8 protein-coding genes (1 of these 8 running past the window's edge) are annotated in these 8,254 nt (G+C 75.5%); 5 read left to right on the top strand and 3 right to left on the bottom strand.

Annotated features, from left to right (window positions below; translation table 11 throughout):
* Positions 1 to 10: the 5' portion of a tyrosine--tRNA ligase gene (gene tyrS, locus PVK37_RS18020; RefSeq protein ID WP_275035158.1), read on the bottom strand. It extends 1,277 nt beyond the left edge of the window; the window shows 10 of its 1,287 coding nt (coding positions 1–10); the start codon lies at positions 8 to 10; the stop codon falls past the left edge of the window.
* A 115-nt stretch (positions 11 to 125) separates the two neighbouring features.
* On the opposite strand from tyrS, the gene PVK37_RS18015 reads away from it, so the two are divergent.
* Complete coding sequence (locus PVK37_RS18015) at positions 126 to 500, top strand: PaaI family thioesterase (protein WP_275035157.1); 375 nt, start codon at positions 126 to 128, stop codon at positions 498 to 500.
* A 216-nt stretch (positions 501 to 716) separates the two neighbouring features.
* On the opposite strand, the gene PVK37_RS18010 is transcribed toward PVK37_RS18015, so the two are convergent.
* The gene (locus tag PVK37_RS18010) at positions 717 to 2,036 is read right to left on the bottom strand and encodes a hemolysin family protein (protein ID WP_275028626.1); all 1,320 of its coding nucleotides are present in this window, start codon (positions 2,034 to 2,036) and stop codon (positions 717 to 719) included.
* A gap of 280 nt (positions 2,037 to 2,316) precedes the next feature.
* Entirely contained in the window at positions 2,317 to 2,958 is a 642-nt protein-coding gene (locus tag PVK37_RS18005) for a hypothetical protein (protein WP_275028625.1), read from the bottom strand.
* 164 nt (positions 2,959 to 3,122) lie between these two features.
* Here PVK37_RS18005 and PVK37_RS18000 point away from each other — a divergent pair, with 164 nt between their 5' ends.
* The 4 genes from PVK37_RS18000 (at position 3,123) to PVK37_RS17985 (ending at position 8,249) form a co-directional block, all read left to right on the top strand.
* Complete coding sequence (locus PVK37_RS18000; protein ID WP_275028624.1) at positions 3,123 to 3,560, top strand: hypothetical protein; 438 nt, start codon at positions 3,123 to 3,125, stop codon at positions 3,558 to 3,560.
* Between the two features lie 283 nt (positions 3,561 to 3,843).
* Positions 3,844 to 4,854: a zinc-dependent alcohol dehydrogenase gene (locus tag PVK37_RS17995; RefSeq protein WP_275028623.1), complete on the top strand. Its 1,011-nt coding sequence runs from the start codon at positions 3,844 to 3,846 to the stop codon at positions 4,852 to 4,854.
* 200 nt (positions 4,855 to 5,054) lie between these two features.
* Complete coding sequence (locus PVK37_RS17990; protein ID WP_275028622.1) at positions 5,055 to 5,363, top strand: hypothetical protein; 309 nt, start codon at positions 5,055 to 5,057, stop codon at positions 5,361 to 5,363.
* 150 nt (positions 5,364 to 5,513) lie between these two features.
* Complete coding sequence (locus PVK37_RS17985; protein WP_275028621.1) at positions 5,514 to 8,249, top strand: cation-translocating P-type ATPase; 2,736 nt, start codon at positions 5,514 to 5,516, stop codon at positions 8,247 to 8,249.
* Positions 8,250 to 8,254 lie beyond the last annotated feature (5 nt).

The following is an 8,254-nucleotide window of genomic DNA, read 5'->3' as shown; positions in this document are numbered from 1 at the left end:
TATCGGTCACGGTCACCGATTGTCCCCCATCACCGGCGGCCGGACGTAGCGGGATTCCGGACCGACCACCCCGGCTACGCTGGCCGTCGCGTCGGACGGGAGGAGCCACGGTGGAGAAGCCCGACATGAACGGTGGGTTCGTCGCCCTGCTGGGGCTCGAGTTCGACGAGGTGACCGGGGACCGGGTCGTCCTCCGCTGGCGGGTCCGCCCGGAGCTGCACCAGCCGTACGGGATCCAGCACGGCGGGGTGTACTGCGCGGTGGTGGAGACGGCGGCCAGCGTCGGCGGCGCGCACTGGCTCGGCGACCGGGGTCAGGTCGTCGGGGTCTCCAACCAGACGGACTTCCTGCGCGCGGTACGCGACGGCGAGCTGACCGCGGTCGGTACGCCGGTGCACCGTGGGCGCAGCCAGCAGCTCTGGCAGGTGGAGATCACCGACACCGCCGGGCGGCTGGTGTCCCGGGGGCAGGTCAGGTTGCAGAACCTCAGCGACCGCTGACCGTTCCACCGGCCGACGACGACCGGGCCGGGCCGACGGCCAGCGCTGGTGCCAGCCGTGAACGGCGGCCAGCGGCGACGACCCGGCCGGCACCGACGACCAGCGGCAGCGACCCGGCCGGGACCGACGGCCAGCGACGGCGACCGGGGGCGGGCCAAGGGCCAGCGAGGCCCGGACCAGCCCGACGATCGGCGATCGGTGGCGGCGAGGGCCGGCTCAGCGGTCGGCGGCGTCCAGGACCGGTTCGGTGGTGGCGGGCTCGGGCTGCTGGCCGGGGTACAGGCGGACCTGGGCGATGGCGTGGTGGTCGATGGCGGCCACCTCCAGCCGCCAACCGTCGATGGTGACGTTCTCCCCGGTCTCCGTGGGGATGTGCCCCAGGCAGGCCAGCAGCAGGCCGGCGATGGTGGTGTAGTCCCCCTCGGGCCGGTCGGGCAGTTCCACCCCGATGTCCGTCAGGTCGTGCACCGGGAAGGTGCCGGGAAGCGTGATCGTGCCGTCCGGCTCGGGTCGGACCGCCCGGACGTCCCGGTCCGTCTCGTCGTAGATCTCGCCGACGATCTCCTCGAGGATGTCCTCCAGGGTGACGATGCCGTCGACCGCGCCGCGCTCGTCCACCACCAGGGCGATGTGCTGCCGTTCCGCCTTGAACTGCCGCAGCGCGTCCACCACCGGCAGCGAGTCCGGCAGCAGCATCGGCGGGCGGGCACACTCGTCGATCGGCCGGTCGTCCGGTACGCCGACCAGGTCCCGCAGGTGGAGCACGCCGACCGCGTCGTCCAGGCCGCCGTGCCGGACCACCGGGGCGCGGGAGTGGCCCGAGGCGGCCAGCACCAGCCGAGCGGCCTCCGCGGTGGTGCCGCTGTCCAGGCAGAAGACCTGCAACCGGGGTACCAGCACGGCCCGCAGCCGCCGGTCGGCGATCTCCACCGCGCCGGAGATGATGGTCTGCTGTTCCTTGGTGAACCCGTGGTTGCCGGCCACGATGTCCCGCAGCTCGTCCGGGCTGATCTCGTCGCGTTGCGGCTTCGGATCGACGCCGGCGAGGCGAACCACCAGGTCGCTGGTGGCACCGAGGGCCCAGACGGCCGGTCGGGAGAAGCTGGCGAGCAGATCGAGTGGCCGGGCCACCATCAGCGCCCAGCGTTCCGCCCGCTGCATGGCGACGCGCTTGGGGGCGAGTTCGCCGAAGACCAGCGTGACGAAGGTCAACGCCAGGGTGACCAGCACGATCGCGACCGTCTCGGCGGCCCCGCCGAGAAAGCCGAGCAGCGGCACCAACGGCCGGGCCAGGGACACGGCCGCCGCCGCGGAAGCGAGGAAACCGGCCAGCGTGATGCCGATCTGGATGGTGGCCAGGAACCGGTTCGGGTCCTTGGCGAGTTTCGCCAGCACCCGTCCGGACCGGCTGCTGCGTTCCAGCCGCTGCACCTGGCTCTCCCGCAGGGAGACCAGCGCCATCTCGCTGCCGGCGAAGAGCGCGTTCAGGACGACCAGGACTCCGACCAGGGCCAGTTGGCTCCAGTAGCTCTGCACGCCGGGACTCTCCTCACGCAGGCCGCGTCGCCACGGCGACGCCGCGGGCCGGTGGTCCCGGCCCGCGTAGGCGTGTCCTTTCCCAATGGCCGGCCTGGTGAATCATCGGCCAGCTAGGGCCGGTGTCGAAATCCTCGGTCGAGCCGAGGCGGAGCCCAGCCGGCGGTCCGGCAAGGCGGGAACCGGTCCGGATACCGGTGTCGTATCCGGACCCGATCCCCAACGCCGCCGGCCGTCGTCTGGGCCCGCCGTAGGCCGGCCAGGGACTTCGGCACCGGCCCTAGTGCCCCGCGCCGTCGCGGGCGCGCGGCAGGTCCAGCACGTACGTGTCGCCGTCCGGGCGGAAGCCGAGCCGGTGGTAGTACGGGGCGACCATGCCCGGCGGGCTGACCACCCGACGGTAGCCCCGGTCGGTGAACAGGGTGCTGCGCCGGAACACGAACTCGCCCGGGGTGAGGTCACGGAACCGCCGGGTGACGTAGTCCAGGTCGATCTGGGCGACGTTGCCGGCCTCCGCGTGCGACAGCACCACCCCGACCACCTCGTCGGCGCGCAACACCAGGAACGCGTCGCCGGAGGCGGTGCGGGCGTCCCACTGGAAGTCCGGGTTGAACCGGGCGATGTCGCGGGCGTGCACCCGGAGCGTGTGGGCGAGGAACGCGTCCCGGACCCCCACCGGTACGACCTCGAACGTCCGGTCGTCGTGCCGGGTGGTGATCAGCTTCCGCAGGTACCACACGTTGATCACGGCGAGCACCACGTTGAGCCCGACCATGGGCCACACCGACAGGGCGGCGTTGTACCCGATCAGCACCAGGCAGCCGACCAGGTTGAGCGCGCGCAACCGCAGGATGCGCGCCTGGAGCAGGGACCAGACCAGCAGCGCCGACCCGATCCAGCCGATCATGTCCAGCCAGTTCACCCCGCGAGGGTAGTCGCAGGTCACCGGGTTCGTCGCGGCGACCCGGGACCTCCGGCCCGCCCCGCGTACCGTCCGGCCCTGGTGGGTGGCGCGTCCGCGTTGGTACCACGGAACGGGACGGCGGATCCGACAGCCGTCGACCCGTCAGCCGAGGAGGGACTGCCATGACCGCGATCCTCAACCCCACCGGCCCGGCCCCGCTGGCCGCGCCGGACCGGGCCGCGCCGGTGCCCCGGCCCGCGCCCGCCGTCGGGCCGGTGCTGGAACTGCCGGGTACGCCGGCCACCGCCCTGGTGCCGGTGACCGACGCCGGACGACCGGTCGGCGCGTTCGTGCTGTCCGGTGGCCGGTTGCGGTACCGGCCGGTGGTCGACCCGGACCGGCTCGTCGCGGCCGCCGCCGGGGTGCTGGCGGCCGGGCTGCTCGCCGCCGGGCTGGTGGCGGCCGGGCGACGCCGTCCCCCGGCGGTCGGCGCGGTGACCATGGGTCCCGGCGGCTGGATCAGCGTCCGGGGCGCGCCGGTGCCCGCGCTGCGCGCGGCCCGCCGCCGGCCGTGGTGGGCGCGCGCCCTGCGGGCCCGCCGCCTGGTCGTCGAACGTTGACCGCCGCCGTGCCGGCGGGCCAGTGTCGAGCCGGGCCGGCGTCGAGCGAGGGCCGGCGTCGAGTCGGGCCAGTGTCGAGTCGGGCCGGGTGCGGTCGGTGCCGGCCGGCCGGGACGCCGGCTCTCCAGGCGGCCGGAGCATCGACCGGCCCGGTGCCTGCGGGAGGCCGGCCGGCCCGGGTGGGGCGGGACGGAGGTCCCGGGTACGCCGGTCCTGTGCCCCTGACCACAGCCGGCGCGGGCGACGAGGCTGGGGGACGGAAGCGAGAAGAGGAGGCCCTGAGATGCGCGCCACCGTCGTCACCGCGTTCGACCGTCCGCTGGAGCTGTTCGACCTGCCCGTGCCGGAGCCGGACGCCGGGGAGATCCTGGTCCGGATCGAGGCCAGCGGGCTCTGTCACACCGACATCCACGCCGCCCGGGGCGACTGGCCGGTGAAGCCGAACCCGCCGTTCGTCCCCGGGCACGAGGGCGTCGGCATCGTCGAGCGGATCGGTGCCGGGGTCACCGAGCACGCCGTCGGCGACCGGGTCGCCCTGCCGTGGCTGGGTTGGGCCTGCGGCACCTGCGAGTACTGCGTGACCGGCTGGGAGACGCTGTGCGAGGCGCAGCGCAACACCGGGTACGCCATCGACGGCGCGCACGCCGAGTACGCGGTCGCGTCGGCCCGGTACGCGGTACGGGTGCCCGACGGCGTGGACCCGGTCGAAGCGGCCCCGCTGACCTGCGCCGGGGTCACCACGTACAAGGCGGTGAAGGTGGCCGGGGTGCGTCCCGGCGAGCGGGTCGCGATCTTCGGCATCGGCGGGCTGGGGCACCTCGCCCAGCAGTACGCGCAGCTGTTCGGCGCGGAGACCGTCGCGGTGGACGTCACCGAGGAGAAGCTGGCGCTGGCCGGCGCGCTCGGTGCGACGCACACCGTCAACGCGGCCGTCACCGACCCGGTCACCCCGGTCACCGCCCTCGGCGGGGTGGACGTGGCGATCGTCCTGGCGGCCAGCCCGACGGTGATCGAGCAGGCGCACCGCTGCCTACGGCGCGGCGGGCGACTGGTGCTGGTGTCGCTGCCGAAGGACAACCTGGTCACGCTGCCGGTCTTCGAGACCGTGCTGAAGGGGATCACGGTGCTCGGTTCGATCGTCGGCACCCGCGCCGACCTGGCCGAGGTGTTCCGGCTGCACGCCGCCGGGCGGACCCGGGTGGTGTACGAGGTGCGCAAGCTCGACGAGATCAACGAAGCGGTCGAGGACGTGCTCGCCGGTCGGGTCGCCGCCCGTCTGGTGCTCCAGCCCTGACCGTGGCGCTCCAGCTGTGACCGTGGTGTTCCAGCCGTGACCGTGGTGTTCCAGCCGTGACCGCCTCCGGTGCGGGAGCCGGGCCCGGGGGCGGCTGGCTCCCGCACCGGAGCGATCTGTCGCACGCCGAGGCGACCGGGCCGGGAAGCTGCGCACGGGAACGTCCGTCCACCGGCCGGCCGGTACGGGACACTCGGGACATGGGCCGACGCGCACCGTACCGGGGACTGTGGGACCGTTCGTGGCCGCCGACCGGGACACCGGTGGTGCGGGCCGCCACCGCGACGGGAGCGCGGGCGGTCGGGGCCGGCGCGGTCGGCGCTCTCGCGGTCGGCAGCCTCGCGCTGGGCGCGGTCGCGGTCGGTTCGGTCGCCGTCGCCGCGCTGGCCATCGGTCGGCTGGCGGTGCGCCGGGCGGTGATCCGCGAACTACGCATCGGGCGGCTGGAGGTGGGCGAACTCGTGGTCCACCGCGACCACCCGCCGGCCGCCCACCCGGCCGCCCGGTAGCGCGCCCACGCACCGGGGTCGGAGGTCCCGGGCCGGAGGTCCCGGGCGGGCGGGTGCAACGCCCCTACCCGCCAACCGGTACCGGCGGAAGTCTGGAGCCGACAGTGGCGCGGCGACCGGGCGTGCCCGTGGAGCGAGTGGAGATCGACGGTGGGCGCACCCACGGTGGAGACGGACCTGACCCGACCGGCGGGGTCGACGGACCAGCCGACCGGACTCGGTCGCGCCGAGGCCGCCGACCGGCTACGCGTCGACGGGCCGAACAGGGTGGCCGCGCCGGTCCGCCGGCATCTGGTGGCCCGGATCGCCCGGCAGCTCGCCGACCCGCTGGTGGCGCTGCTGCTGGCCGCGGCGGTGGTCACCACCGTGCTGGGTGACCTGCCGGACACGCTGGTGATCGCGCTGGTCGTGCTGGTGAACACCGCGATCGGGGTGGTGCAGGAGGTCCGCGCGGACCGGGCCATCGCCGCGCTGGACCGGCTGGCCGCGCCCACCGCGCGGGTGGTCCGCGACGGCATCGACCTGGTCGTGCCCGCCGCCGACCTGGTCCGCGACGACCTGGTGCACGTCGAGGCCGGTGACGTGGTCCCGGCCGACCTGCTGCTGCACGAGACGAACCGGCTGCACCTGGACGAGTCGGCGCTGACCGGCGAGTCGGTGCCGGTGACCCGGGAGGCCGGCGAGGAGGCGTCGGCCGGCACGGTGGTCACCACCGGCCGGGGCACCGGCACGGTGGTCCGTACCGGTGCGGCGAGCGCGTTGGGGCGGGTCACCGCCCTGGTGGCGGCCACCCGGCCGGGCCCCACCCCGTTGCAGCGTCGGCTGGCCGCGCTGGGCCGGGCCCTCGGCCTGGCCGCGGTGGTCCTCTCCGGGCTGGTCTTCGCGATCGGGTTGGTCGGTGGCCGGCCGGTGGTGGAGATGGCGATCACCGCGGTGAGTCTGGTCGTCGCGGCGGTTCCCGAGTCGCTGCCGGCGGTGGTGACCCTGGCCCTGGCCCTGGGGGCCCGCCGGATGGCCGGTGCCCGGGCGATCCCCCGGCGGCTGCACGCGGTGGAGACCCTCGGTTCGGTCACGGTGGTCGCCTCCGACAAGACCGGCACCCTCACCGAGGGCCGGATGGCCGTCCAGCAGGTGGTCACCGCCGACGGCGCCGAGTACACCGTCCGGGGCACCGGGTACGCCCCGCATGGCGAGATCCACGCCGCGGGCCGGCCGGTGGCCGTACCGGACGACCTGCGTCGGCTGGCGCGGGCCGGGCTGCTCTGCAACGACGCCGCGCTGCTGTCCCCGGAGCCGGACCGCCCGGAGTGGGCGGCGGTGGGTGACCCGCTGGAGGCGGCGCTGGTGGCGTTCGCGGCCCGGTGCGGCCTGGACCCGCAGTCGACCCGGGCGGCCTGGCCACGGGTGGCCGAGCAGCCCTTCGAACAGGCGCACCGGCGGATGACGACCGTGCACCGGACCTGCGCGGGGCAGTACCTGGTGGTCTGCAAGGGAGCGCCGGAGAACGTGCTGACCGCGCCGGTGGTGGACGCCCCGGCCGACGAGGTGGCCGGGCTGGTCGCCGAGGCGCACCGGCTGGCCGGGGCCGGGCTGCGGGTGCTGGCGGTGGCGACCGCGCTGGTGCCGGAGCTGCCCGACCCGGCGCGTCCGACCGGGCTGCGGCCGGCGGGACTGGTCGCCGTCGGTGACCCGCTGCGCGCCGGGGCCGCCGAGCTGAGCGACAGCTTCGACACCGCCGGGGTCCGGCTGTTGCTGATCACCGGCGACCACCCGGCGACCGCGGCGGCGATCGGCGGCCAGTTGGGGTTGTGGCGCGACGGCGACCCGCTGGTCCGGGGTGACGACGGCCTGGCCGACGTGCACCCGCAGGCCCGGGTCTTCGCCCGGACCCAGCCGGAGCAGAAGCTCGACCTCGTCGCCGGTCTCCAGGCCCGGGGCCACGTGGTGGCGATGACCGGGGACGGGGTCAACGACGCCCCGGCGCTGCGCCGGGCCGACATCGGGGTGGCGATGGGCGGCGGCACCGAGGTCGCCCGGCAGGCGGCCGACCTGGTGCTGGTCGACGACAACCTGGCCACCGTCGCCACCGCGATCGGCGAGGGCCGCCGGATCTACGACAACATCCGCCGCTTCCTGCGGTACGCGCTCTCCGGTGGGGTCGCGGAGATCGCGGTGATGCTGGCCGGGCCGCTGTTCGGGTTGGCCGTGCCGCTGCTGCCGGCCCAGATCCTCTGGATCAACCTGCTCACCCACGGGTTGCCGGGGGTGGCGCTGGGCGCGGAACCGGCCGAACCGGGCATCCTGCGCCGCGCGCCCCGCTCGCCGGACGAGTCGGTACTCGGTGCCGGGCTGGGTCGGGCCGTCCTGCTGACCGGCGGGCTCATCGCGGCCGTGACGCTGGTCGCCGGGGTGGTCGCCGCGCAGCTGGATCGCCCGTGGCAGTCGGTGGTCTTCGTGGTGCTCGGGTTGGCGCAGCTCGGCGTCGCCCTGGCGGTACGCGCGCCCCGGCCGGCGGGGGCGCGGCACGGCAACCGGGCCCTGCTGGTCGCGGTGGCCGGGTCGGCGCTGCTCCAGGTGGCGGGGGTGCTGCTGCCGCCGCTGCGGGACCTGCTCGGCACCGAGGCGCTCGGTGGGGCCGAGTTGCTCGCCTGTGTGGCGGTGAGCGTCCTGCCCGGCCTGCTGCTGCGCGGACTCCGCCGCTCCCGCCCGGAGGCCGGTCCGAACGCCGGGGCCGGTTCCCACGCCGGGACCGGTTCCCACGGCCGGGTCGGGTCCAACGGCCGGATCGGGTCCCAGGCCGGAACCGGGTCCCGTGCCCGGGTCGGGTCCCAGGCCGGAGTCGGGTCCAACGGCCCGGGGGCGGGGACGTCGGACCCTGCCCGCTGAGGCGG

Origin of the sequence: Micromonospora cathayae (assembly GCF_028993575.1) — a bacterium.
GTDB classification, from domain to species: Bacteria; Actinomycetota; Actinomycetes; order Mycobacteriales; family Micromonosporaceae; genus Micromonospora; species Micromonospora cathayae.
Note: the sequence above shows the minus strand (reverse complement) of the source record. Positions and strands in the feature narration are given on the sequence as shown.

Coding starts and splice junctions, on each gene's coding strand:
- PVK37_RS17990 (WP_275028622.1), top strand. CDS start 5,055: ATGGGCCGACGCGCACCGTACCGGGGACTGTGGGACCGTTCGTGGCCG.
- PVK37_RS18015 (WP_275035157.1), top strand. CDS start 126: ATGAACGGTGGGTTCGTCGCCCTGCTGGGGCTCGAGTTCGACGAGGTG.
- PVK37_RS17995 (WP_275028623.1), top strand. CDS start 3,844: ATGCGCGCCACCGTCGTCACCGCGTTCGACCGTCCGCTGGAGCTGTTC.
- PVK37_RS18000 (WP_275028624.1), top strand. CDS start 3,123: ATGACCGCGATCCTCAACCCCACCGGCCCGGCCCCGCTGGCCGCGCCG.